The sequence below is a fragment of the Streptomyces sp. NPDC047049 genome (assembly GCF_040643995.1).
GTDB classification, from domain to species: Bacteria; Actinomycetota; Actinomycetes; order Streptomycetales; family Streptomycetaceae; genus Streptomyces; species Streptomyces mooreae.
Map to the genome: position 1 here is coordinate 1 of NZ_JBEYVM010000037.1, position 23620 is coordinate 23620.

Sequence of the window (23620 nt, forward strand, 5' to 3'; positions counted from 1 at the left end):
CGGAGGGGTGGGTTGTCGGGCTTTGCTTCCAAAGGTCCCAAAAAGGAGCAAAGGCGGAGCGCAGCGGAGCGTAAAGCGAAGCAGTCCGACAACCCACCCCGGAGGCCCCGAACCCGCCACCCACCACACAGCGAGGGACCCCACCCCACAAACCCACCCCCGCCGAAGGCGGCAACCACACCCAACCAACCCCGCTCCCGCCGAAGGCGGGAAAGAACAACAGAAAGAAAAACGGCGGATCACCCGGCAACGTGGGAAACGGCACGCAACAGCGCTTGCGCACGAGGATCCGCCGTAACGTTCCGCTGCATTCCGTTCGTGACGTAGCCGAAGGCGAGGCCCGTCTCCGGGTCGGCACAGGCAAGGGCGCCCCCGCGGCCAGGATGGCCGAACGAGCCGGGCCCCAGGAGCGGAGAGGCGGAGCCATTCAGCATGAAGCCCAGGCCGAAGCGGGTGGGGACGAGGAGGGTGCGGTCGGGTCCCGCGGACTCCTCGGTCCGGGCGAGGGTGAGCGTCGCGGGCGCGAAGAGCCGGGGGTGGCCGTCGACGGCCCCGATGAGCGCGGCGTAACAGCGGGCCAGCGAACGGGCGGTGGCGATACCGCCGGAGGCGGGCAGCTCAGCGGCCCGGTAGGCGGGGTCGTTCTCGTCGGGCGCCGGAGTGATCGCGGCGAAGGCGCGACTGGTGAGCGAGTCCGGATCGGCGTAGGCGTCGGCGATGGACGGCTTCGGGCGCACCCGCAGGCCCGTCGCGGCGGGCGGGGCCGGCGCCCCGACGGCGGCCAGCCGTCCGACGCGGGACCGCGCCGCCTCGGGCAGGCCGACCCACAGGTCGAGGCCGAGCGGCCCGGCTATCTCGTCGGCGATCCAGCTGCCGACGCTGCGGCCGGTGACCCGCAGCACCAGCTCGCCGATCAGCCAGCTGTAGGTCTGCGCGTGGTAGCCGTGGTCGGTGCCGGGCTCCCAGAGGGGGGCCTGGGCGGCGAGGGCGGCGGGGCCGCTGACGCCGTCGATGGCCTGGCCGGGGGTGAGCGGGGTGTCCAGGGCCGGGAGTCCGGCGCGGTGCGAGAGCAGATGGCGGACGAGGACGCGTTCCTTGCCGGCGGCCTTGAACTCGGGCCAGTACGTGCCGACCGGCGCATCGAGGTCGAGCTGTCCGCGCTGGTGCAGCAGCAGCGGGACGAGCGCGGCGATGCCCTTGGTCGCGGACCGGATGACCTGGGCGGTGCCGGCCTCCCAGGGCGCCGCGTCCGCCGCGTGCTTGCCGGCGTCCCCGTCCTTGGTGCCGCCCCACAGATCGACGACCTTGCGCCCGTGCCGGTACACGGCGACCGCCGCGCCCCGTTCGCCGCGCCGGTCGAAGTTGGCCATGAAGGCGTCCCGGACCGGCTCGAAGCCGTCCTCGACCGTGCCCTGGACGTCCACCACTGATTCCTGCTTCCCACTCATCCGTCGCTTTCGTGACCCATCCATGGTGCAACGCGCGGATCAGTGCTGATGACCAGGACCGCACCCCGTGGCCTTCGTCACACGGGTCCATCGGGGGCCCAGGTCTCACCGGGGCCGGCCCGGCGGAGAGTCACCGCCGGACCGGCGGCGGGCCACCGTCGGCCCGGGGCAGGTCACCGCGGAACGTCGACCGACCGCGGGTCGAAGCCGAAGGGCAGCTCCAGCCGGTGGGTGCGCATCAGTTCCTCGTCGCACAGCAGCTTCTGGGTGGTCCCGTCGGCCACGAGCACCCCGTCGGAGAGCACGACGGACCGCGGGCACAGCTCCAGTGCGTACGGCAGGTCGTGCGTGACCATCAGGACGGTGACGTCCAACGACCGCAGGATGTCGGCGAGTTCGCGGCGCGAGGCCGGGTCGAGGTTGGAGGACGGCTCGTCGAGGACCAGGATCTCCGGCCGCATCGCCAGCACGGTCGCGACGGCGACCCGGCGGCGCTGCCCGAAGGAGAGGTGGTGCGGCGGACGGTCGGCGAAGTCCGCCATGCCGACCCGGCCGAGTGCTTCGGTGACCCGCTCCTCCAGTGCGGCGCCGCGCAGCCCCGAGGAGGCCGGGCCGAAGGCGACGTCCTCGCGGACGGTGGGCATGAACAGCTGGTCGTCGGGGTCCTGGAAGACGATGCCGACCCGGCGCCGGATCTCCGCGAGGTTTTCCCTGGCGACCGGGAGGCCGGCGACCTCGACGGTGCCGGCGCCCGCTTCCAGGATGCCGTTGAGGTGCAGGACGAGGGTGGTCTTGCCGGCGCCGTTGGGCCCGAGCAGCGCGACCCGCTCGCCGCGGCCGACAGTCAGGTCGACGCCGAAGAGCGCCTGGTGGCCGTCGGGGTAGGCGTAGGCGAGCCGGGAGACGGCGAGGGAGGGGGCGGGTGCGGTGGTGCTCAAAGGGTCCATCCCAGGAGGCAGACGGCGAGCGCGGCGAGGGGGAGGGCGGCCGCGCCCGTCCATTGTGCGCGGGTGGCGGTGGCCTCGCCGACCTGGGGCATGGTGCCGGTGTAGCCGCGGCTGACCATGGCGAGGTGGACCCGCTCCCCGCGCTCGTAGGAGCGGATGAACAGCGCACCGGCCGACTTGGCGAGCACGCCCCAGTGGCGCACACCGCGCGCCTCGAAGCCGCGGGAGAGCCGGGCGATCCGCATCCGCCGCATCTCGTCGGTGATCACATCGCCGTAGCGGATCATGAAGGAGGCGATCTGGACGAGCAGCGGCGGCATCCGCAGGCGCTGCAGGCCCAGCAGGAGGGCGCGCAGTTCGGTGGTGGCGGCGAGCAGCACGGACGCGGCGACGCCCAGCGTCCCCTTGGCGAGGATGTTCCAGGCGCCCCACAGCCCCGACTCGCTCAGGCTCATCCCGAGGACCACGACGCGCGGCCCCTCCGCGACGAACGGCATCAGCAGGGCGAAGGCGACGAACGGCACCTCGATCAGCAGCCGCTTGAGCAGGAACCCGGCCGGGATCCGGGCGGCCCCGGCGGCGGCCGCGATCAGCAGCGCATAGAGCCCGAACGCCCAGACGGCCTCCCGCGGGGTGGAGACGACGACGAGGACGAAGCAGAAGACCGCGGCGATCTTGCAGTGTGCCGGCAGGGCGTGGACCGGTGAATGTCCGTGCCGGTACAGCTTGTGCGCATGCCCGGCGCCCATCTCAGGCGCTCTCCGACGGGCGCCCGGCGCCCGCACCCTGGTGCTCGCCGCTGCCCGCGGCCTGCTGCTCACCGCTGCCCGTACCCGGCTGCTCGCCGCTGTCGGCGTTCCTGCGGCGCCGCAGCACGACGAACACGCCCGTGCCGACGGCGAGCGTCGCGCCGACCCCGATCACACCGGCGAGGCCGCCGGCCAGGCGCGGGTCGGTGATGTCCTTGACGCTGTAGTCGGCGAGCGGGGAGTCCTTGGCGGCGTGGTCCCGGGCCTTGGCGTCGATGCCCTGGTCGTGGGCGACCTTCTCCAGGCCGTCCGGGCTGGCGGAGGCGTAGTAGCTGATGCCGCCCGCACACACCAGGGCGGCGGCGAGCCCGGCCAGCCAGACCCGGCGGGCGGAGCGGCGCGGGGCCACGGAGGCGCCTGCGGGAGCGGCAGAGGCGCCTGCGGGGGCGGCAGAGGCGGAGGCAGCGGCGGGCGCGGCAGCGGCGGGCCGGGAGGGCTCGTCGGCCGGCGGGGCGAGCGGCGAGGTCCGCAGCTCCAGCGGCTTGGCCAGGCCCCGTGCGCCGTACACCAGGTCGGGGCGGACGGCTATCACCGCGCCGACCGTCAGGGCGGTGATCGCCGCCTCGCCGATCCCGATCAGGACGTGGACGCCCACCATGGCGGTGAACACCTTGCCGATCGCGACGTCCGCGGTCCCGCCGAGCGCATAAAGGGCGGTGAAGGCCACGGCGGCCGCCGGCACCGACACCAGCGCGGCGACGAACGAGGCCACGGTGACCGAGCGGCGCCGCCGCGGCAGCACCTTCACCAGCCCGCGGAACAGGGCGTAGGCGACCACGGTCGTCACGATCGCCATATCGGTGATGTTCACGCCCAGCGCCGTCAGCCCGCCGTCGGCGAACAGCACGCCCTGCATCAGCAGCACGACGGAGACACACAGCACACCGGTGTACGGGCCGACGAGTATCGCCGCCAGCGCACCGCCCAGCAGATGCCCGCTGGTGCCCGCGGCCACCGGGAAGTTCAGCATCTGCACGGCAAAGATGAACGCCGCGACCAGTCCGGCCAGCGGCGCCGTACGCTCCGCGCCCGCGACACCGCCCGCGCCCGCACCCGCCAGCTCACGCCGGGCGCCCCGCAGACTGACCGCGACCGCGGCGGCGGCGACCACACCGGTCGCGGCCGACACCGGCGCATTGATGAATCCATCGGGTACGTGCATCTCAGGCTTCTTCCGCTTCAGGCTCTGCAACCCACCAATGGTGGTGTCTCCTGCAAATAACTTGCAAGAGCGCCCATGATGCGAAACGGCCGCGGCGCACGCAAAGCCGGGTCTCACCTGCACACCCTCCGCACACCCTCCCCCAGGGGTGCGTACGTACGAATAAGCGGGGGTGCCGGCCTTGCCCTCGTACGCCCTCGCGCGCCCCTTACACCGCCGTACGCCTCATACGTACGCCGGGCCCGGCGAGGGCCCCCCGTCCCCGCGGGGGCCCTCGCCGGGCCCTTTGGTGCGCCCGTCAGACGCGGACCGATTCCCGTGCCGCACTCGGGTCCGGCCCGTCAGCGCTGCCGGTGCCGGTACCGGTACCGGTACCGGTACCGGTACCGGTACCGCTGCTGCCGTCCCCGTCTTTGTCCCCGAGCTGCGTACGCAACCCCTCCCCCTCGACATCCACATTCGGCAGCACCTTCTGGAGCCGCCGCGGGAGCCACCAGGCGGAGCGGCCCAGCAGCGCCAGGACGGCGGGGACGAGGGCCATGCGGACCAGGAAGGCGTCGAAGAAGACCGCGACGGCGAGGCCGAAGCCGATCATCTTGATCATCGAGTCGGAGGAGCCGATGAAGCCGGCGAAGACGCTGATCATGATGACCGCGGCGGCGGTGACCACCCGCGCGCCGTGCCGGAAGCCGGTGACCACGGCCTCGCCAGGACGCTCACCGTGCACGAAGGCCTCGCGCATCCGCGTGACGAGGAAAACCTCGTAGTCCATCGCCAGCCCGAAGACCACGCCCACCATGAAGATCGGCATCATGCTCATGATCGGGCCGGTCTGCTCGACCCCGAACACGTCGGCCAGCCAGCCCCATTGGAAGACCGCGACGACCGCACCGAGCGCCGCCACCACCGAGAGCAGGAACCCGAGCGCCGCCTTGAGCGGGACGAGCACCGAGCGGAAGACCACCATCAGCAGCAGGAAGGCCAGGCCGACGACCAGCGCCAGATAGGGCACCAGCGCGTCGTTCAGCTTCTGCGAGACATCGACGTTCATCGCGGTGGTGCCGGTGACCAGGGTCTTCGCCCCGGTGTCCGTGGCGATGCCGTGCACCGTGGACCGGATGTCGCGCACCAGGTCCTCGGTCCCGACACTGCTGGGCTTCGACTTGGGGACGACGTTCAGCATCGCGGTGTCGCCGGCCTTGTTGAAGGTGGGCGGGGTGACGACGGCGACGTCGTCCAGCTTGCCGACCTCCTTGGCGACCCGCGCGGCAGCGGACTTGGCGGTCTGCCCGTGGTGCGCGTCCCGCCCGTCGACGACCAGCATCAGCGGACCGTTGAAGCCCGGACCGAAGCCGTCCGACAGCAGGTCGTACGCCTTGCGCTGAGTGGTGTGGGTGGGCTGCGAACCGTCGTCCGGCAGGCCCAGCTCCAGCGAGGCCGCGGGGATCGCGACGACACCGAGGCCGACCACGCCCGCGAGGAGCACGGAGACCGGACGCCGCAGCACGAAGCGCGCCCAGCGGGTACCCATATTGGGCCGCTCGGCGCTGCCCGCACTCTCCGGTTTACGCGCCTCCTTACGGGCCTTACGGGGCAGCACCCGCGCCCCCGCGAAGCCCAGCAGCGCCGGGATGAGGGTGAGCGCGATCAGTACGGCGATGACGACGGTGCCGGCCGCGGCCAGGCCCATCTTCGTCAGCATCGGGATGCGGACGACGGTGAGGCCGACCAGCGCGATCACCACGGTCAGCCCCGCGAAGACGACCGCGGAGCCCGCGGTGCCCACCGCGCGTCCGGCGGCCTCCTCGCGCTCGCGGCCCTCGGTGAGCTCGGCGCGGTAGCGGGAGACGATGAACAGGGCGTAGTCGATGCCGACGGCGAGGCCGATCATCGTGGCCAGCGTCGAGGTGGTGCTGGAGAGGTCGAGCGTGCTGCTGAGCGCGGTGATGGTGGAGACGCCGATGCCGACGCCGATCAGCGCGGTCAGCAGCGGCAGTCCGGCCGCGATCAGCGCACCGAAGGTGATGACGAGGACCACCGCGGAGATCACGATGCCGATGACCTCGGTCGCACCGGTCTCGGGGATGGCCTGCAGGGCGTTGCCGCCGGTCTCGACGGTCAGTCCGGCATCCCGGCCGTCCTTGGCCGCGTCCTGGAGGGCGTCCTTGGAGGCGTCGGTCAGTTCAAAACCGGTGACCTTGTAGGAGACCTGGGCGTAGGCGGTGCGGCCGTCCTTGCTCAGGGTCTTGGCGGCGTACGGGTCGGCGACCCGGTCGACCTGCGAGGAGCCCGACTGCAGGGCGTGGACGGTCCGTTCGACGGCCGCCTTGTTCGCCGGGTCCTTCATCGTCTCGCCCGCGGGGGCTTTGAAGACCACCCGGGCGGTGGCGCCGTCGGCGTTCGTGCCGGGGAAGCGCTGGTCGAGGAGGTCGAAGGCGCGCTGGGCCTCCGTGCCGGGGATCGAGAAGGAGTCGGCCGCGGGTGCGGCGGCGGTGGCGGCCCCGACGCCGGCAACTGCCAGCAGGGCCACCCATATCAGGGCGACGAAGCGGCGCCGCCGGAAGGCGAAGCGGCCGAGCTTGTAGAGGAAAGTGGCCATGAGACCGGTGCTCCCGTCGGATGAAGGGCGTGCATGGGCGTACGGAGGCGTGCGCCATCACCCCGGCGACGAGAGCGGCGTGCCGGGTACGAGGGCTGTGCTGAAGGGGAGTGGGGCGGGCGGGATCAGACGCCGAGGGCGGGGAAGACCACGGCGTCGAGATAGGCGGAGAGGAACGCGGCATCGGCGCCGCGGTCCTCGATGAGCTGCTGGGCGATGAGGGCGCCGACGAGCATGTGCGGCGCGAACTGGAGCGCGGGACACCCGGCCGCGATCTCACCACGGTCGATGGCGCGCTGCAGCATCGCGTTCAGCCCGGTCACCTCGGGGTCGAGGAGGACTTCGTGGAGGGCCTGGTGCAGCTCGGGGTTGCCGTGGATGGCCATCCCCAGCCCCCGCATCAGGGCCGCGTCCTTCTCGACCTGCCCCGCGTCGTCGGCCCGGCGCACCAGCTCGGCGAAGTCGCCGCGCAGGCTCCCGGTGTCGACGTCCGCGGTACTGACCGGCTTGCAGTGCCGCAGCGCCCTGGCGACCAGCTCCGGCTTGCCCTGCCACTGGCGGTAGAGGGTGGCCTTGCTGGACCGCGTACGGGCGGCGACGGCATCCATGGTCAGCGCGTCATAGCCGACCTCGCGCAGCAGCTCGAGCACGGCATTGAAGAGCTCGCCCTCCCGCTCGGGAGTCAGCCGGCTGCGCCCCATGACACCTACCTCCTGGTCGGACCGTACGCACGCGGCCACCTTACCGACGGCAACCGCGAACGAAACGGTTTCGTACACCTCGAAGATAGGGCACTGCCGATCGAAACGGAAGCGTTTCGCTCGTGGTCTGCGTCACCGGGGCGGCCCTCAGCGCTTGAGGGCCATCTCGGCCCAGACGGTGAAACCGCCGCAGTCCAGCTTCCGCTGCCCCCAGCGGTCGGCCAGCGCCTCCACGATGAGCAGTCCCCGCCCGCCCTCCTGCTCAGGTCCCGGCGGGAGTGGCACGGACGCATAGCCCCGCCCCTCATCGCTCACGCCGATGCACGCGGTCTCGGCGGTACGCGAGAGCGCGACGGCGATGAGACGACTGCCGTGGTACTTCAGCGCGTTGAGTCCGGACTCCGAGACCCAACCGAAGTCGGCGAGTGCATCCTGCGCATTGTCGAGCGGACCGGGTTCCGTACCTCGATTTACGGTGGCCGCCGCGGGCCGAAGCGCAGTCAGGCCCTGTACTCCAGCTCCGCCATGGCGACCCGATGCACCTGGGCCGACGCCTTCGAAGGCCGTGTGGGAGCGCGCCGCCGCGAGCCCGCTCGGACGTGCCCGATGCCCACGCATTCAGACCTCAGGCATTCCGGTGGAATTTTTATAGGGTAAAAGGGTCTGGCTATACAGGCCGCTATGGCTGGAATCTGCCTGCTGACTGTTCCCCCTCCCAGGAAATAGCCTGCACCGGCACACATCGCGTACGACGCATGTGAAAGGAAACCCGTGAGTCAGTTATCGCGATTCAGCAGACGCGCCTTGGCGCTCGCGAGCGCCGGTCTCCTGTCCGTGGGGCTCGGCACCGTATCGGCCACCGAAGCGAGCGCTGCCCCGAGGGCGGACGTCGTCGTCATCGACGGCTACACCAGAACGGTGCGAGAGTCGGCCGGAACTCCCGTCGAGTGCCCGGCTTATCAGGTCCTGATCGGACGGGCGCACAGTGGTGACGAGAACGGCAACACCACGTACTACTGCGGATTCATCCTCATCCACGACGAACTCGTCCAGGTGAGCGGGCCGACCTGGAGCAGTTCCCAAAGGGAGAGCGGATCGTTCTTCTCCGCTCCGCCGCCCGACAAGGCCCTGTCCGGCCGGCAGCACAGCGGGGACGAGAACGGACAGACGAGGTATGCGACCGCCTCGATGACCTGGCAGGGGCGGAATGTACACCTGACCTCCTACCGCTGGACCGCAGGCCAGAGGGAAAGCTCCAGCCACTCGAAGGCAGGCCCGGAAGAAGTCATGGTCGGCCGGCAGCACAACGGAGACGAGAACGGTCAGACCTACTACCAGTACGCCAGGGTCACCCTGGGGTAGATCGGCTGTGGTTTTCGCTGCCCGCGGTCACCTCCGGCAGCGGAATCCGCCACCACCAGGGTGAGCGGTCGAGAAACGGTCTGCCGGGTCAACCGGCAGACCGTCACTACGAAGGATCAAGACCGACTCAGGGGCTTCAGATGCATGCCCTCCGCTCCTTGGCCCCGGCTGTTCAGACATGTGTACTCGACGCGGCGTCCCGTGGGGCTTGTCAGGGCGTAGAAATCCTTCAGGCACTTTCCCAGCACCTTCTGGCCGTAGGAGTTCGGGTGGAAGGACTCCTCTACCTGCCCCTGTGCGTGAGAAATCCCCGCGGACAGAAAGCGCATCCACTCCGCATCCCTGCTGGGAATGGGACTGGCCGGCGTGTCACCGGCCCTGGCATGACGAACCCCCTTGGCACAGACCTCATGACCATCGAAAGCCCACTGGAGATCCAGATAGTGGACGTTCTTCTCCGCCGCGACGCCCTCCAGCATGTCGGCGATGCCCTTCACCACGTCCATGCGCGCCCAGTTGGTGTCCTCGTTGTAGAAGGGGCATCCGCCTGGACTGTAGCGACTGGAAGAGAAGCTCACGCCCTGTGAATAGCGGTAGCTGGAGGACAGCGGAACCGGCGACGGGTACGACTGCATCGCCAAGGCGTAGGAGCCGTCCGGGTGCCCCGTCTCCCGCAACACCCTGCGAACCTGATCGATCACATTTTTTACCTTGTCCGGGACTTCTCTCTTCAATTTTTCCTTGAGGTCCCAGTCGTAGACTTTCCAGCAGTACTGCCCGACGGGATTGGAAAGAAATCTGGTGATGCAACTCCTGATGATGTCGCTGAACCCGAGATCATTTCCACTGATGGAGATCTGAACCAGCTTGATGTCGTATGTTCTTGCGAGGTCGCGCAGCTGGTCCGCCTGGGGCCACTCCCCTTTGAAGGACGTGCCACCTGCCGCCGCGGGCAGGATGTTGCCGGTCACTGCACCTGAGCAGGCAAGATTGAACTTGCGGTCCACAGAGATGTTCGACTCCATGATCTCCGCGACATCCGATCTGTGGCAGCCGTTCTCCTTTCCGGTCGTCGGATCCAGGTACGACCCGTCCACATATACCCGGCTCGGATCTTTCCGGCAGCCACCGGAGCCGCATACGGTGGCACGGTCCGTTCCGAACATGCTGTCCGTCTGGCTGTACGCCATATCGACGTTACCCTGCCACCTTCCCCCCTCTCCCGAGATGAAGCTGTCGCCGAGCGATACGATCGCCGTGGGCTTTACCCTGGGGCCGCCGGACCGGGTCGATGTCGCTGACGAATCGACCGACGATACCGCCAGGCAGACCGGCAGGAGTGCAGCGACCACCGTTACCGCGAGGGATTTGCGATGGGTGCACAATGCGAGGCGAGAATTCTTTCGACGGCCAGAGCTCATAGCATCCTGCACGGCTTCCCCCTGCATCCGTAGACGCCTTCTCCGGCAACGAACCCGAGCGGCGGATCCACGGTACGCCGCCATATTGATGGGGAGAGCAGACTTTCGGGCCAGGTTTTTGTAATACGGAACTGAAAAAGCGTGGCGCGGAGTCATTTATTTAATGGTCCGGTCCTGGCGGCCGACGGGCCTTTTCCGGCTCCCCAAAAACCCGGCGCCTGGTCGACGGCGCCGCCACGGGCCAGCCGGACGGCTACTGTCCAGCGACAACGCCGGCCCGGCATCCGACCGCGGTGCTGCGGCAGACGGAACAGGTGGCGAGTATCCGCCCGCGGATTTTCGCCATCACCGCGATGTCCGACTCGAGAACCCGTGCACACCTCACACAGGCCGACTTGCCCCCGCTCCCCCGGCCCGGAACGATGGGTGGGTGAGCGATGTACCCGAGGACGTCGGGCCGCGCCCGGAGTCGGATCCCGCCAAGGCACGCGGGCGGCTGCGTCGGGACAAGGCACGCGGGCGGCTGCGTCGGGAGCCGGCCGCCACGGGCTCGCCGGGGGCGTCCGGCAGCGCGTATCTGCGGTATCCGCATCTGCACGATGACCTGCTCTGTTTCGCCGCCGAGGACGACCTGTGGATCGCCCCGATCGCCCCGGAGGGCGAGGAGCCCGGCCGGGCCTGGCGGCTGACCGTGGACCGTACCCGGGTCGGCCACCCCCGCTTCTCCCCGGACGGCACGCAGATCGCCTTCACCACCTGGCGCAGCCTCGATCCGGAGGTGCATCTCGCGCCGGTGGACGGCGGCCCGGCCCGGCGGCTGACGTACTGGGGCAGTACCGATGCCCGGGTCTGCGGGTGGACGCCGCCCGACCACGAGGGACAGCCGCACATCCTCGCGGTCTCCTCGCACGGCCAGCCGTTCTCGTACTACTCGTGGGCCTACAGCCTGCCCACCGACGGCAGCCCCGGCGGCAAGCTGCCCTGGGGGCCGGTCTCCGATATCGCGGTCGCCGACTTCGAAGGGGAGCACCGCACCCTGCTGCTGAGCGGCAAACCGCCGCACGAGCCCGCCTCCTGGAAGCGTTACCGGGGCGGTGCGATGGGCCGGATGTGGCTGCACGGCACCCGGCTGCTGCCGGATCTGCAGGGGCACCTCGACTCGGTGATGTTCGTCGGCGGCCGGGTCGCGTTCCTCTCCGACCACGAGGGCACCGGCAACGTCTACTCCTGCCTGCCCGACAGCACCGACCTGCGCCGGCACACCGACCACGCCGACTTCTACGCCCGGCACGCCTCCAGCGACGGCTCGCGGATCGTCTACCAGTGCGCCGGTGACCTCTGGCTGATCGACGACCTGAGTCCGCGGGCCGTGCCGCGCAAGCTGGCCGTACGCCTGGGCGGTCCGCGGGCCGGCCGGCGGACCTACCAGGTGCCGGCCGCCGCGCACGTCACCGGGCTCGCGGTGGACACCACCGGGCGGGCCAGCGCGGTCGGCGTGCGCGGCAGCCTGTACTGGCTCACCCACCGCGACGGCCCGGCCCGCACGATCCACGACACCCCGGGCATACGGGTCCGGCTCCCCGAAATGCTGGGCTCCACCGGACGGATCGCGTATGTCACCGATGCCGCGGGCGAGGACGCGATCGAGATCACCAACCTGCCGCGGGCCGGCGCGCCGGGCGAACCGCGCCGGCTGGCCGCCGGTGAGCTGGGCCGGGTCCACGAGATGACCTCCGCACCGGACGGGGAGCGGCTGGCGGTGGCCTCCCATGACGGCAGGCTGCTGCTGGTGGACGTGTCCCGGCCGGAGGAAGGGGCGACCAGGGAAGGGATGACCGGGGAAGGGACGACCGAGGAGGGGGCGGGAAGGAAAGGGGCGGCCGGGGAGGCGGACGCGGGGCCCGGCGGTGGCGTCACCGAGCTGGTTCGCTCCGTCAACGGCCCGGTCCGCGATCTGGCGTTCTCGCCGGACTCGCGCTGGCTGACCTGGTCGCACCCCGGCATCGGCCGGACGCTGCGGCAGATCAAGATGGCCCGGCTGTCCGACGGGCACATCGTGGACGTCACCAACGGCCGGTTCGAGGACGAGCAGCCGGTGTTCACCCGCGACGGCCGCTATCTGGCGTTCCTGTCCTGGCGCGGCTTCGACCCGGTCTACGACGTGCACACCGGCGATCTGTCGTTCCCGCTGGGCTGCCGCCCGTACCTCGTACCGCTCTCGTCGGCCACCCCCTCCCCCTTCGCGCTGTCCCCGGAGGGCCGGCCCGCGGCGGGCGGCCTCGACCCGGACGAGCAGCCGTCCGAGGCGGGGACGGTGCTGGTGGAGGTGGAGGGGCTGGAGAACCGCGTCACCCCGTTCCCGGTGGCGGCGTCCAAGTACTCCTCCCTGGAGCCGGTCAGCGGCGGCGGACTGGTCTGGCTGCGCTGGCCGATCTCCGGCGCGCTGGGCGAGACCTTCGCCAACCCGGCCGACACCTCGGGCCGGCCCACCCTCGAACACTTCGACCTGACCAAGGCGCGGCGCACCGAACTCACCAGCTCGCTGGACGCCTTCGCGCTCAGCGGCGACGGCACCCGGCTGGTCGTCAACGACGAGGGCGATCTGCGTGCGGTGCCCGCGACCGAGCCGCCGGACAGCGACTCGACGGTCTTCCTGGACCTGCGGCGCATCCTGCACGACGTCGACCCGGTGGCGGAGTGGCACCAGGCGTTCGACGAGGCGGGCCGGATCACCCGGACCTACTTCTGGGACCCGCAGATGTGCGGCCTCGACTGGGATGCGGTGCTCGCGCAGTACCGGCCGCTGCTCGAACGGGTCGCCTCCCCGGACGAGTTCGCCGATCTGCTGCGCGAGGTGATGGGCGAGCTGGGCACGTCGCACGCCTATGTCGTGGGCGCCCGGCGCAACGAGGGGCCGCCGCACTACCAGCGCGCCATGGGCCTGCTCGGCGCCAACCTCGTGTGCCGCGACGGCCATTGGGTGGTGACCCGGATCCTGCCCGGCGAGTCCTCGGACTCCAAGGCCCGCTCCCCGCTGGCCGGTACCGGCATCCGTGAGGGCTCGGCGCTCACCCATGTCGACGGCCGCGAGGTGGACCCGGTGGCCGGGCCGTATCCGCTGCTGGCCGCGGCCGGCGGCACCACCGTGGAGCTGACCTTCTCCCCGCCGGAGGGCGAGGGCCCGCCGCGCCGGGTCGCGGTGGTCCCGCTGGTCGACGAACGGCCGCTGCGCTACCAGGACTGGGTGGCCAAACGCCGCGCCGTGGTAAGGGAGTTGAGCGGCGACCGCTGCGGCTATCTGCACATCCCCGACATGGGCGGCTCCGGCTGGGCGCAGTTCAACCGCGATCTGCGGATGGAGGTCTCCCGGCCCGCGCTGATCGTGGACGTACGGGGCAACGCGGGCGGCAACATCTCCGAGCTGGTGATCGAGAAGCTGACCCGCACCATCATGGGCTGGGACCTGACCCGCGACGCCGAGCCCGTCTCGTACACCAGCAACGCCCCGCGCGGGCCGGTGGTGGCGGTCGCCGACGAGATGACCTCGTCCGACGGCGACATGATCACCGCGGCCTTCAAGCTCCTGGGCATCGGCCCGGTGGTCGGCATGCGGACCTGGGGCGGGGTGGTCGGGATGACCGGCCGGCACCGGCTCGCCGACGGCACCGCGATCACCGTCCCGATGAATGCCGCGTGGTTCCGGCTCTACGGCTGGGGCGTGGAGAACCACGGCGTCGAGGTCGACATCGAGGCGCTGCGCTCCCCGCTGCACTGGGCCGAGGGCCGGCATCCGCAGCTGGGCGTCGCGGTGCGCACGGTGCTGGAGCTCCTGGAGCGGCATCCGGCGTCGACCCCTCCGGACCTGTCGGACGCACCGGACCGGCGGCGGCCGCCACTGCCGCCGCGGGACGGGGGCGCGGAGGAGGCGGCGGGGGCCTGACGGTCGGATATTGAGCAACTCCGCACACGTCACGGGCCACCGGATCACCTGATGGGCAGTCAGTCCGCCAGGGCCACCACGCCCTCCCCGTCACCCCTCGCCTCTCCCGGACGACCTCACCGTCGCCTGCCCTGACCAGGTCGACACCCCCTCCGACCTGCCCGGACAGTCAGATCCCGGCCCTGGTCAGCGGCTCGCGTCACTGTCACGTTCCCATTACATGGGGGCCGTATTCTTCCCGGCCGGGGCACCTGCAGCAGCTGCACGAGCCCCGCCAACGCCCCCCACCTCAACGGAGATACACCGATGGGAATCCGTCGACGGATCGTCCCGCCGGCCGCCGCGCTGGCCCTGGCCGGTGGCCTGGTCGCCGCCCAAGCCGTCCCCGCGCTGGCCGCCCAGCCGGCGTCCCGGCAGACCGCAGGAAAGGCCGCGGTCGGCGGTACCTACCTCTCCTTCGACAAGAACCGGAGCGACCCCGGCAAGTCGTCCCTCTCCCTGATGCAGAGCGTTCCCGGCGCCCGTGACACGGTGCTCGCCACGTACCGTGCGGGCTCCGGCGACGGCGGCCGCAACGGCACGGACGAGTGCGCCGGTTCCCAGGGCTGGCTGCCGGACGGCACCTACCGGGTACTGGCCCATGACGCGCACTACAACGGCGGGGACGACGGGGTCAACGGGAAGGTGATACACGTCCAGGACAAGGTGTGCGAGAACGGCCGGACCACGCGCGCCGAGCTGTTCGTGCACAGCGAGATGTGGCCCGAGGGCAGCCAGGCGTCCGCCGAGCCCGGCCAGGACAGCCCCTACCGCTGGGACGGCGCCGGTGACTACCGCTCGCTGGGCTGCATCAAGCTGAAGCCGGCCGACATCGGGAACCTCTTCGACAAGGCCGGGCGGTACGGCTGGCCGACGGAGCTCAAGGTCGTCGCCTGACCGTCAGTCTCCTGATCGTCAGCCGCCTGACGGCCGGTCGCCTGACCGTCGGCTGACAATGCGGTGGGGCGCACCCGGTCGACCGGGTGCGCCCCTTCACGCATGACGCGTACGCCGCCGCGCGTGAGGTTCAGGACGAGCCGTGTCAGCTCTGGAAGCGGCCCTCGGCGGCGTCCATCGCGTCCTGGGCGGGACGGCCGCCCTGCTGGCCACGGTCACGCGGCTGCTGGCCGCCCTGACGCTGGCCGCCACGCTCCTGGTCCTGGCGCTGACCGCCGTGCTCACGGTCCTGGCGCTGACCACCGCGCTCGTGACCCTGCTCGCGAGCGTCGCTCCGGGCGTTCTGCGCCTGGTTCTTGAGCTCGTTGGCCTTGTCCTGGAACTGGTCCTTGATGCCCATGCTGTTCACTCCTAGTGGGGTGTAGGGGGGTTGGGCCCCGTTCAGCGTGACACGCCCGGACATTGCTCGCATTTCGATCACGGATGACTACGCTCCGTGACGCGCGAGGATCGCTCGCCAGCCGCTCACCCGGCACACAGCAGGCGCCGGCCGGGCGCTCAGGGGCGGCTCCGGTGCAGCTCAGGGCCTTCTCCCAGGCTGTTCGCCGCCCGGGCCACCGGTCCGCCCGCCGCGGCCCGGGTCACCGGCCCGCCCGCGCCTTCTCGTCCGCCTCGCCGCCGGCCCCCACCAGGCCGGTCCGCAGACCTTCCAGCCGGTCGCCGAACCGCCGTACCTCCCGCTGGCCCACCGACCCGATGAGCGAAGGCAGATACCCGCGGACCGACTGCATCCCGCGCAGCCACCACTGGCCGTAGACGTGCGCGGAACGGCGCTCGATGCCCGCGACGATCCGGTCGACGGCGGGGCCCAGCGGATAGGTCCTGTTCGCCGGCCACGGCAGCCGGGAGCGCAGCTCACGCATCACCTCGTCCCGGTCGGCGCCGCGCACCATATCGGTGTCGGTCCAGCTCAGATAGCCGACCCCGACCCGTACGCCCTTGTGGCCGACCTCGGCGCGCAGGCTGTGCGCGAAGGCCTCGACGCCCGACTTGGAGGCGCAGTAGGCGGTCATCATCGGCGCCGGGGTGATCGCGGCCAGCGAGGCGATCTGCAGGAAGTAGCCGCGGGACGCCATGAGGGCGGGGAGGAAGGCGCGGCCGGTGACCGCGCCGCCGATGAGGTTCACCTCGATGACCCGCCGCCAGGAGTCCGGGTCGGAGCCGGCGAACGGGCCGCCGGTCGCCACCCCGGCGTTGGCGACGACCACATCGACCTTCCCGAAGCGGTCCTGGACCTCGCCCGCCACGCGGGCCATGGCCTCGTGGTCGGTGACATCGGCGTGCCAGTGGTGCGCCGGACCGTGCAGCGAGGCCGCGACGCCCCGCAGTTCGTCCGGCTCCAGACCGACCAGCGCCAGCGCCGCCCCGCGCGCCGACAGCTTGCGGGCCAGCAGCGCACCGACCCCACGGGCCGCGCCGGTGACGACGACGACCTGGCCTTCCAGGCTCCCCGCCCCGCTCCCGCTCCGGCTCCGGTTCGCGCTCGCGCTCATGCCGTCCTCTCCTTCTTCTGCCGTGTGGAGTGGGGGACTTCGGCGGTCGCGGACTCGGCTGCCCCCGTGCCCGCCGGCCGCAGATGGTCCCCGACGAGCTCGCGCAGCCGGCCGGCGACGGCGCCGGGGTCCTCGACCGGCGTCATGTGTCCCCGGCCCGGCAGCTCGGTCAGACCGAGGCAGTCGGGGAGGACGGAGGCCAGCCGGCGGGCGTGCACGAGCGGGGTGAGCCGGTCGGCGGTGCCCGCGAGGACCGCGGTCGGCAGCTCCAGCCCGCCGACGCCACCGGTCAGTTCGAGCCCGGCCAGCACCCTGCCCCAGCGGGCCCGTACCCCGGGCGGGCAGGCGTGCACGATGCGCGCACAGGCCTCGATCTGCTCGGCGGTGGCGCCGGGGCCCATGGTGGCGTACTTCAGGGCGCGTTTGGCGAGCGGCGATACGGGGCCGAGCGGCGCCCGGGAGTGCAGCATCAGCCGGTGCGCACGGCGCCGGCCCTGCGGGCTGCGCAGGGGGAACACCCGTGATTCGGCGGGCAGATCGGCCATTCCCGTGCTGCACAGCAGTGCGGCGGCGGCCCGCTCGCGCAGCTGCGGCCGTCCGGCGGCGGCCATGATCGTCATACCGCCCATGGAGTGGCCGCCCAGCACGGCGCGTTCGTCCGGCAGCAGGGTGGCGTCCAGTACGGCCACCAGGTCGTCGGCGAGCGCATGGGTGCTGTGGCCGGCCGGCCCTGCGGCGGGGCTGCGGCCGTGACCGCGCTGGTCGTAGACGACGACCTTGTGCTCGGCGGCCAGCTCGCGGACGACCGGCGCCCAGAAGGCGGTCGAGCAGGTCCAGCCGTGCGCCAGGACGACGGCCGGCGCGTCCTTCGGGCCGTGGACCTCGGCGTGCAGCCGGGCGCCGTCGGCCGAGGTGACGGTCAGCGTCGCACGGGGCACCGGCGGCGCGTACGGGCCGGTGGTGACGTGTCCGGGACGACGGCTCATGCGGCCACCTCCGTGCGCGGGCCGGCGGCGGCCCGCTCCCCGGGCCGGCCGGACGGTGGCCGCAGTACCTCGTACTCGGCGAGGTCGACCTGCCGGGTGACCTTCTTGAACTCCCCGGTCGTGCCCGGCCAGACGGTGGTGTTGCGGCCGTTCGCGTCCAGGTACCAGCTGTTGCAGCCGCCGGTGTTCCACACCGTGCGCGCCATCCGCTGCTGGAGCGTGTGGTTCCACTGTTTGACGGCGGACGGCCGGGCGTCGAGGGCGATCTTTCCGCCGAGGACGTCCAGCTGGCGCATGAAGTCGGCCAGGTAGTTCAGCTGCGCCTCGATCATCAGGATCATCGAGCTGTTGCCGAGGCCGGTGTTGGGCCCGATGACGGTGAGGAAGTTGGGGAAGCCGGCCGCGCTGGTGCCGCGCAGCGCCTCCATGCCGTCCTTCCACTCCTCGGCCAGCGTCGTCCCGTGGGCGCCGGTCACCCGCTGGGCGATCGGCAGGTCCGTCACATGGAACCCGGTGCCGAAGACGATCGCGTCGGCCTCCACCTCGCTCCCGTCGGCCCCCACCAGGGTGCTGCCGCGCACCTCCTTCAGCCCCGCGGCGACCACGTCCACATTGGGCTGAGCCAGGGCCGGGTAATACGTGTTGGAGAGCAGGATCCGCTTGCAGCCGATGCGGTAGTCGGGGGTCAGCACGGCCCGCAGCGCGGGGTCCTTGACGGCCTTCCTCATGTGGTTCCGGGCCAGGAGCTCGACCAGTCCCAGCTCGTTGGGGCGCTTGGTGAAGGCGCTGACCTGCAGTTCCCGCAGGCCCCAGAGCAGGCCGCGGCGTGCGGCCCGGGTCGCGGGCACCTTGAGGTGCAGCCACTTCTCGGCCGCGCTGATCCTGCGGTCGGCGCGCGGCAGCACCCAGGGCGCGGTGCGCTGGAAGAGCGTGAGGCGTGCCACGTCCGGCTGGATCGCCGGCACGATCTGGATCGCCGAGGCGCCCGTGCCGATCATGGCGACGCGCTTGCCCCGCAGGTCGTAGTCGTGATCCCAGCGGGCGGAGTGCGAGACCTTGCCGGGGAAGGTGTCCAGCCCCGGTACGTCGGGAACCTTGGGGTCCGACAGCGGCCCGGTCGCCGAGACCACCACATCCGCGGTCAGCGGCCCACCGGCGGTGGCCAGCTCCCAGTGCAGCGCCTCGGTGTCCCAGCGCAGGCTGTGCACCTCCGAGTTGAGGCGGAGGTGCGGACGCAGTCCGAAGGTGTCGGTGACCCGCTCCAGGTACGCGCGGATGTGCGGCTGCCCGGAGAAGTTCCGCGGCCACTCCGGGTTGGGCGCGAAGGAGAAGGAGTACAGATGCGAGGGGACGTCGCAGGCGCAGCCCGGATAGCTGTTGTCCCGCCAGGTGCCGCCCACCGCCCCGGCCCGCTCCAGGATGACGAAGTCGGTGATCCCTTCGCGCCGCAGCCGGACCGCTGCGCCGAGACCCCCGAACCCCGATCCGATCACCGCAACCCGCACATGCCTGCGCTCGCGCTCGGCCATTGCGCCGCCTCCCGAGTTCGACGTACTCCACTGCCATCTTCGGTGCCGTGAGGTCCGACGCCGCAGCCGCCCACCCCATCGCGCCAGCAATCACTGGCACAGTTGGAGCGTAGGGCAGCCACGTACCGAGCGGTAGGGGTCGGGCGGCAGGAAGTTGCCGCCGGCTGCCGCCCCGGTCCCGTGCCGCACCCCCGGGCATAGGCTGAGCCCGTGGCAGCGAACGAGAACCCCGAGGACGCGGGCACGGAAGCGGCGGCACACCCCCCGGCGCGCGAACTGCGCATGGCCGACCTGGCCAGGGAGGCCGGCATCACGGTCCGTACGCTGCGCTTCTACCGCGAGCGCAAGCTCATCCCGCCGCCGCGCCGCGAGGGCCGGATCGCCTGGTACAACGAGCACCACCTCGCCCGCCTGCGCACCATCGGCGCCCTCCTGGAGCGCGGCCACACCCTCGGCGGCATCGCCGAACTGCTCTCGGCCTTCGACACCGGCCGCGATGTGCGCGAACTGCTGGGGCTGGACGACACCCTGGTGGCGCCCTGGTCCGAGGAGACGCCCGTCCGCCTCACCCCCGAAGAACTCGCCGACCACTTCAGCAAGGACATCACCCCCGAAAACCTCACCACGTCCCTGGACATCGGCTACCTGGCCGTCGACGGCGACGAGTTCGTCCACATCAGCCGCCGCCTGCTGGACGCCTCCACCGAACTCGTCGGCCGGGGCATCCCGTTGGCCGACGTCCTGGAGGCCGGCCGCCAGGTGCGCGCCCACGCCGACGCCCTCGCCGACATCTTCGCCACCCTCATCCGCACCCACCTCCTCTCCGACGCCCACTCCCGCACCCGGGCGGGCGAGCCCCCCGGCCCCGACGAGGTCGACCGCATCGCCGAGACCGTCGACAGGTTCCGCCCGCTCACCAAGGGCGTGGTGGAGGCCGAACTCTCCATGGCCGTGGACCGCCGCGTCCGGGCGGAGCTGGCGACGTGGCTGCGGGAACACGGGCAGGAGCAGGGGCGGGACCAGGACGGGGAGGGGGCACGCGGCAACAGGCAGGGGCAGGACGGGGGATGAGCGCGCCCGGCGGAGCGGTCGCGGCTCGTCCGGGCCGCAAGCAGGCGCCCGCCCTCGCGGCTCACCCAGGTCCCGTCCGCACCCCGGCCGCGTGGTCGGACAGGCGCCGCAGGGCGAGGTCCCGGTCCGCCGACGGCTCCTCGGACGCGACGAGCTTCCCGGCGTAGACGCGCACCAGCCCGGTCCGCGCGAAGTGGCCCCCGGCCTGCTCTTCGAGGAGGTGCGCCTCGCACAGCTCGGCGAGGTGCCGGCGGGTGCGCGGCAGATCCTGGCCGGCCAGCGCGGCGGCGGCATGGACCTCCACGTCCGGTCCGGGGACGAGGCCGAGGAGCCGGAACAGCCGTGCGGCACCGCTCGACAGTGCGCGGTAGCTGAGCGACAGACCGGTCTCCATGGACAGGTCCGGATCGGCCGCGGACAGCTCGCACAGCCGGTGCCGCTCGTCGGCCAGCTTCTTCGTCCAGTCCGCCAGCGACCAGCCGACGTGTGCCATCAGCCGTGCGGCGGCGATCCGCAGCGCCAGCGGCAGCCGGTCGCAGCGCTCGACGAGCTCCCTGGCGGCGGCGCCCTCCGCCGCGATGCGCTGCCGTCCCAGCGCGCTCCCCAGCAACTCCAGGGCGTCGTCAGCGGGCAGCGGGCCCACCGTGACCAGCGCCGCCCCGTCCCGGATCATCAGCCCGCTCAGCCGCCGCCGGCTGGTCACCACGGCCAGCGTGCCCGGCGTCGCGGGCAGGAGGGGGCGCACCTGCTCGGCCGTCCCGGCGTTGTCCAGCACCACGAGCATCCGCCGCCCGGCGAGCAGCGAACGGTAGAGCGCCGAGCGCTCCGTCTCGGAGTCGGGGATCGTCGCGTCCGGCACCCCCAAAGCCTGCAGGAACCTCCCCAGAACGGTGCCCGGCCGCATCGGGGGACGCTCGAAGCCCCGGAGGTCGACGAAGAGCTGTCCGTCCGGGAATTCGGCCTTGCTCCGGTGCGCCCAGTGCACCGCCAGGGTGGTCTTGCCGGCCCCGCCCCCGCCCGCGACCACCACACAGCCCGGCCCCGGGACCCGGTCCAGGGTCTCGTCCAGCGCGGCGGTCTCCCTCGCGCGGCCACAGAAGTCAGCTATTGCGGGCGGGAGTTGGGCCACGGGTGAGGGCGCGGCGGGCCGGAGGTGTGCGGCGGAAGGCGGGACGGCGGACGGGAGCGGCGCGGCGGAGAGGGGGACAGCGGGCGGGAGTTGCCCGACGGAGGGCGGCGGGCGGTCGGCGGCGTACGGCACGGCGGGACGGGGGCCGGCCGCCGGGGGACGGCCGACGACGTGCGGCACGGCCGCCGGCTTCCCGTCGAGCACCGCCAGATACGTCTCGCTGAGGGCGGGGCCGGGATCGATGCCCAGCTGGTTCTTCAGGTGGCGTCTGGTCCGGTGGTAGTGGCCGAGGGCTTCGGCCTGTCTGCCGCTCGCCTGCAGCGCACGCATCAGCAGCGCCGTCAGCTCCTCGTGCAGCGGGTGCTCCGCGAGATGGGCGGTCAACTCCGTGACCGCTTCCCCGTATCTGCCGAGCAGCAGCAGCTTGCCGCCGAGCTCCTGCAGCGCCGCCACCCTCGCCTGGGTCAGGCCGACGCCCAGCGTCCGTCTGACCCGGTCGCCGGGCACATCCGCCAGCGCCTCACCACGCCACAGACCGAGCGCCTGGCGCAGTTGCCCGACGGCGGTCCACGGCTCGGCCTCACGGGCGCCGGACACCAGCTCCCGGAACCGGTTCACATCCACCGCGCACGGGTCGGCGATCAGCACATATCCCCCGCCGCGGGTGGCGATTTCGGCCTGGCCGGCGAGCAACTGCCGCAAGCGGTGCACATGGTTGTGGACCACGCCTCTCGCCCTGGCCGGCGGGTCCGCGTCCCACGCCAGGTCGATCAGCCTGCCCACCGGGATCACGCGATTGACCTCGCTGATCAGTATCGCGGCCACGGTGCGCAATCGGCCCGCTCCCAGGCTCAGCAGCCGCCCATTGTTCACTTCGATTTCCACCGGCCCCAGTAGCCGCAACTGAACCATTGTGCCCTCGAGTTCATGCCGTCGATGCGCGCCCAGCAAACCGCCCTTTTGCCAGAAAAGACCACCGGCGGGAAGGCAGGGTTCCGTTTGCCGCATCGCTCTCACTATGTGGACACGGAAGGTGGACTGACGGAAAGTCAGTGAAAGGTGCGGACCACCTGCGAAGTACGTGATCACAATGTGAGCGGTTCATGAGCGAGGCCGCGAAACATCCTTCCTGTGCCGGTCGCAGCGGCCAACCCCTAGCCGCTGCCCGGGCCTGCTCTCCGGTCCCCGAAGCCCTGTCGGGGACCGGAGAGGACTGCCATCCCCGTACACATGGAGGAGAACCATGGTTACCAAGACTGTCGTGAAGAAGGGCCTTGCGGCCGCGGCGCTGTGCGCGGCGCTGTGCGGCACCGCCGTCGCCTTCCCGGCGACCGCGTCGGCCGCCCCGGCCGCTCCCGCCGCCGCGGCGGGCGAGTCGCCGGTCAGCGTCGGCGCCAACGTGAACTTCAACGTCGACCCGCTCGGCATCGCCAACAAGATCGAAGCCGCGGTCAAGACCGCCCAGAACCGCGACGGCTTCGTCAAGAACCTGATGGAGACCGCGTTCTACGAGAGCGGCCAGCACTACAACGTCATGGTCCACAACCTCAGCCAGCCGTACGAGGACAAGCTGAACGGCGTGAAGCAGTACGGCTCGGCCACCTATGACGGCGTCACCTACGGCATCTGGATCTTCGAGGACGGCGAGTTCACGAACCAGGGTGACGGCGGCTACATCAACTGGGCCTTCCGCGGCGTCTGGGAGCGTCCCGACAACGGTGGCTACGTGAAGTTCTCCCGCATCGCCTGAGGCACCGGCCGGAGCCTGGAGCACTGACCACGCCTCCCGCTGTATGACGGCCCGCCGCATTCCGGTGGGCCGTTTCTGCTGCGCGAATCCGGTGGGCCGTTTCTGCTGCGCGCAAGCGTCCCGGCCACGCAGGCCCGTACCGGCCGCCACCACCCCGCCCCCGCCGCCCGCGGCTCCGGCCCGCTAGGTGTGCTGTCCCGGCACGTTGGTGACAGGCGACATGCGCCTTCGTGGTGCTTGAACGAGGTGAGGGCCTTCTGGCTCGGTGGGGATTGCG

General features: G+C 71.5%; 18 protein-coding genes. 6 read left to right on the plus strand and 12 right to left on the minus strand.

Translation table 11 applies throughout. The features are described from left to right. Positions 1–239: 239 nt before the first annotated feature. From ABZ851_RS36940 to ABZ851_RS36970, 7 genes are all read right to left on the minus strand, one after another. Positions 240–1448 carry a serine hydrolase domain-containing protein gene (locus tag ABZ851_RS36940; RefSeq protein WP_361137052.1) on the minus strand — a complete coding sequence of 403 codons (1209 nt, stop codon included), beginning with the start codon at positions 1446–1448 and terminating at the stop codon, positions 240–242. 173 nt (positions 1449–1621) lie between these two features. After that, positions 1622–2395 carry an ABC transporter ATP-binding protein gene (locus ABZ851_RS36945; RefSeq protein ID WP_336052098.1) on the minus strand — a complete coding sequence of 258 codons (774 nt, stop codon included), beginning with the start codon at positions 2393–2395 and terminating at the stop codon, positions 1622–1624. Next, positions 2383–3144 carry a cobalt ECF transporter T component CbiQ gene (cbiQ, locus tag ABZ851_RS36950; protein ID WP_336052097.1) on the minus strand — a complete coding sequence of 254 codons (762 nt, stop codon included), beginning with the start codon at positions 3142–3144 and terminating at the stop codon, positions 2383–2385. Before cbiQ ends, ABZ851_RS36945 begins: the two co-directional genes overlap by 13 nt. A gap of 1 nt (position 3145) precedes the next feature. Further along, a complete protein-coding gene (locus tag ABZ851_RS36955; RefSeq protein ID WP_361137054.1) occupies positions 3146–4366 on the minus strand; it encodes an energy-coupling factor ABC transporter permease in 1221 nt (406 codons plus the stop codon). Between the two features lie 298 nt (positions 4367–4664). Continuing rightward, positions 4665–6965: an MMPL family transporter gene (locus tag ABZ851_RS36960; RefSeq protein ID WP_361137056.1), complete on the minus strand. Its 2301-nt coding sequence runs from the start codon at positions 6963–6965 to the stop codon at positions 4665–4667. A gap of 125 nt (positions 6966–7090) precedes the next feature. Next, positions 7091–7666: a TetR/AcrR family transcriptional regulator gene (locus ABZ851_RS36965; RefSeq protein WP_361137058.1), complete on the minus strand. Its 576-nt coding sequence runs from the start codon at positions 7664–7666 to the stop codon at positions 7091–7093. A 147-nt stretch (positions 7667–7813) separates the two neighbouring features. After that, complete coding sequence (locus ABZ851_RS36970; RefSeq protein ID WP_361137060.1) at positions 7814–8284, minus strand: ATP-binding protein; 471 nt, start codon at positions 8282–8284, stop codon at positions 7814–7816. Between the two features lie 153 nt (positions 8285–8437). On the opposite strand from ABZ851_RS36970, the gene ABZ851_RS36975 reads away from it, so the two are divergent. Beyond that, positions 8438–9028: a hypothetical protein gene (locus ABZ851_RS36975; protein ID WP_361137062.1), complete on the plus strand. Its 591-nt coding sequence runs from the start codon at positions 8438–8440 to the stop codon at positions 9026–9028. A gap of 116 nt (positions 9029–9144) precedes the next feature. Here ABZ851_RS36975 and ABZ851_RS36980 read toward each other — a convergent pair whose 3' ends face one another. Then, positions 9145–10380, minus strand: coding sequence for a hypothetical protein (locus tag ABZ851_RS36980; protein WP_361137064.1), 1236 nt, complete (start codon positions 10378–10380; stop codon positions 9145–9147). Positions 10381–10972: 592 nt separating this feature from the next. Between ABZ851_RS36980 and ABZ851_RS36985 the strand changes: the two genes are divergently transcribed. The 3 genes from ABZ851_RS36985 to ABZ851_RS36995 all read left to right on the plus strand — a co-directional run bounded on the left by ABZ851_RS36985 (position 10973) and on the right by ABZ851_RS36995 (position 15740). Then, positions 10973–14389, plus strand: coding sequence for a S41 family peptidase (locus ABZ851_RS36985; protein ID WP_361137078.1), 3417 nt, complete (start codon positions 10973–10975; stop codon positions 14387–14389). Positions 14390–14695: 306 nt separating this feature from the next. Next, positions 14696–15325, plus strand: coding sequence for a hypothetical protein (locus ABZ851_RS36990; protein WP_361137066.1), 630 nt, complete (start codon positions 14696–14698; stop codon positions 15323–15325). Positions 15326–15467: 142 nt separating this feature from the next. Continuing rightward, positions 15468–15740 (plus strand): hypothetical protein, encoded by a 273-nt coding sequence (locus tag ABZ851_RS36995; RefSeq protein WP_176956502.1) that lies wholly within the window; start codon positions 15468–15470, stop codon positions 15738–15740. 226 nt (positions 15741–15966) lie between these two features. Here the strand turns inward: ABZ851_RS36995 and ABZ851_RS37000 are convergent, their stop codons facing one another. From ABZ851_RS37000 to ABZ851_RS37010, 3 genes are read right to left on the minus strand one after another with little or no spacing between them, the layout of a single operon-like run. Then, positions 15967–16878 (minus strand): SDR family oxidoreductase, encoded by a 912-nt coding sequence (locus tag ABZ851_RS37000; RefSeq protein ID WP_361137068.1) that lies wholly within the window; start codon positions 16876–16878, stop codon positions 15967–15969. Then, positions 16875–17864, minus strand: a complete 990-nt coding sequence (locus ABZ851_RS37005) for an alpha/beta fold hydrolase (protein ID WP_361137070.1) — start codon at positions 17862–17864, stop codon at positions 16875–16877. Before ABZ851_RS37005 ends, ABZ851_RS37000 begins: the two co-directional genes overlap by 4 nt. After that, a complete protein-coding gene (locus ABZ851_RS37010) occupies positions 17861–19393 on the minus strand; it encodes an NAD(P)/FAD-dependent oxidoreductase (protein ID WP_361137072.1) in 1533 nt (510 codons plus the stop codon). The genes ABZ851_RS37005 and ABZ851_RS37010 overlap by 4 nt, the downstream gene beginning before the upstream one ends. A gap of 282 nt (positions 19394–19675) precedes the next feature. On the opposite strand from ABZ851_RS37010, the gene ABZ851_RS37015 reads away from it, so the two are divergent. Beyond that, the gene (locus tag ABZ851_RS37015; protein ID WP_361137080.1) at positions 19676–20464 is read left to right on the plus strand and encodes a MerR family transcriptional regulator; all 789 of its coding nucleotides are present in this window, start codon (positions 19676–19678) and stop codon (positions 20462–20464) included. Between the two features lie 61 nt (positions 20465–20525). Here ABZ851_RS37015 and ABZ851_RS37020 read toward each other — a convergent pair whose 3' ends face one another. Next, entirely contained in the window at positions 20526–22478 is a 1953-nt protein-coding gene (locus ABZ851_RS37020; RefSeq protein WP_361137074.1) for a BTAD domain-containing putative transcriptional regulator, read from the minus strand. 358 nt (positions 22479–22836) lie between these two features. On the opposite strand from ABZ851_RS37020, the gene ABZ851_RS37025 reads away from it, so the two are divergent. Beyond that, entirely contained in the window at positions 22837–23343 is a 507-nt protein-coding gene (locus ABZ851_RS37025; RefSeq protein WP_361137076.1) for a stress protein, read from the plus strand. The last annotated feature ends 277 nt before the right edge of the window (positions 23344–23620 follow it).

Bases quoted from the DNA above. Each gene is read 5' to 3' on its own strand.
- ABZ851_RS37010 (WP_361137072.1), bottom strand. From the start codon at position 19,393: ATGGCCGAGCGCGAGCGCAGGCATGTGCGGGTTGCGGTGATCGGATCG.
- ABZ851_RS36990 (WP_361137066.1), top strand. From the start codon at position 14,696: ATGGGAATCCGTCGACGGATCGTCCCGCCGGCCGCCGCGCTGGCCCTG.
- ABZ851_RS36970 (WP_361137060.1), bottom strand. From the start codon at position 8,284: ATGCGTGGGCATCGGGCACGTCCGAGCGGGCTCGCGGCGGCGCGCTCC.
- ABZ851_RS37000 (WP_361137068.1), bottom strand. From the start codon at position 16,878: ATGAGCGCGAGCGCGAACCGGAGCCGGAGCGGGAGCGGGGCGGGGAGC.
- ABZ851_RS37005 (WP_361137070.1), bottom strand. From the start codon at position 17,864: ATGAGCCGTCGTCCCGGACACGTCACCACCGGCCCGTACGCGCCGCCG.
- ABZ851_RS36940 (WP_361137052.1), bottom strand. From the start codon at position 1,448: ATGAGTGGGAAGCAGGAATCAGTGGTGGACGTCCAGGGCACGGTCGAG.
- ABZ851_RS36965 (WP_361137058.1), bottom strand. From the start codon at position 7,666: ATGGGGCGCAGCCGGCTGACTCCCGAGCGGGAGGGCGAGCTCTTCAAT.
- cbiQ (WP_336052097.1), bottom strand. From the start codon at position 3,144: ATGGGCGCCGGGCATGCGCACAAGCTGTACCGGCACGGACATTCACCG.
- ABZ851_RS37015 (WP_361137080.1), top strand. From the start codon at position 19,676: ATGGCCGACCTGGCCAGGGAGGCCGGCATCACGGTCCGTACGCTGCGC.
- ABZ851_RS36960 (WP_361137056.1), bottom strand. From the start codon at position 6,965: ATGGCCACTTTCCTCTACAAGCTCGGCCGCTTCGCCTTCCGGCGGCGC.
- ABZ851_RS36955 (WP_361137054.1), bottom strand. From the start codon at position 4,366: ATGCACGTACCCGATGGATTCATCAATGCGCCGGTGTCGGCCGCGACC.
- ABZ851_RS37025 (WP_361137076.1), top strand. From the start codon at position 22,837: ATGGTTACCAAGACTGTCGTGAAGAAGGGCCTTGCGGCCGCGGCGCTG.
- ABZ851_RS36945 (WP_336052098.1), bottom strand. From the start codon at position 2,395: ATGGACCCTTTGAGCACCACCGCACCCGCCCCCTCCCTCGCCGTCTCC.